Origin of the sequence: Lactobacillus melliventris (genome assembly GCF_042679465.1) — a bacterium.
Taxonomy (GTDB): domain Bacteria; phylum Bacillota; class Bacilli; order Lactobacillales; family Lactobacillaceae; genus Lactobacillus; species Lactobacillus melliventris.
Genome location: NZ_JBHTMT010000015.1, coordinates 1 through 1,031 on the forward strand (window position 1 = coordinate 1; position 1,031 = coordinate 1,031).

A 1,031-nucleotide genomic window follows, 5' to 3' on the forward strand; every position below is an offset into this window, starting at 1 on the left:
TATCCATCAGTATTGTGAACTGCATTTTCCTGATCAATTTCCTTTTGGAGGTCTTTTTTATCTGCTGCAGTTGCTATTTTCGCATCTGCTTTAGCTTCATCAACCGTATTAAGAGGTTTCAAAAATGGACCAGAAATATATTTACTGTCAGCAGCTTTGATGAATGACATATGTTCTTCATTGTTTTCTTCAAAGTTCGTGTGCGTAAAGCCATTTACGTCACCTAAATGATAGTAGAGTTCAGCTTTGTTGTCCTTATTCGACCAAATGTATAACAATTCATCAACCGGAATTTTTTCGCCCTCAATAAAGGTCGTTAGACCGGCTTTATCAACCTGATTTGGTCGTAAGTCTCCATTAGCATCAAAAATATCAGTTCCAGCAGTAATTAAAACATAGGTGTCAGCGGTAAAAGTCAGCAGCCTTTGTCTTGGCTCTTTTTGTACGTACGATTTAGGAAACCAGCCAGTTTTTGTCCCACTAATAATGTAACTTGGTGAACTGGTTGGATCATACCTAAATAGGGTTTCACGGTTAACTTTTATTTTTTGTAAAGGCTTAACCGTGATTTGTTCTTTGCCCAAGCCAATCTGAACTCCTTTGGAGTCAATATCCTTTGGACTAATTGTCACGGTTGCTTCTGCGACATAAAGGGGCTTGTTATCAATGTTGCCAATATTGGCCGCATTAACATAGCCACCGGCTCCAATATTGTAGTAATATTTACCACCGATTTTTTTATAAGGGAGCCATGACTGATTATAGTTGTCATCATTGACTAAGAAATACTGTTTGCTATTCCGGTCAATTTTTTCTACAGAGCCAGAGTATTTCAAAGGGGTTCCTTTGCGCAAATGCGTATTCTTTTTACTGCCACGGAATTTGTATAGCCGTTTACCATTCTTATCGTAAACATAAGAATTGTAATTGAGCTCCAAGTTGCCATCTTGTACCTGTTTGTTGACAACACCAACATTAGCCGCCTTAACGTAGGCACCACCGGTTAAAGGATAGTAGCTTTTACCATTAAT

Annotated in this window: 1 protein-coding gene; it reads right to left on the minus strand. The window is 38.3% G+C overall.

From position 1 onward, the window contains the following. On the minus strand, positions 1 to 1,031 hold a 1,031-nt coding region (locus ACFQ32_RS10275; RefSeq protein WP_379907150.1), incomplete at both ends, for an SLAP domain-containing protein.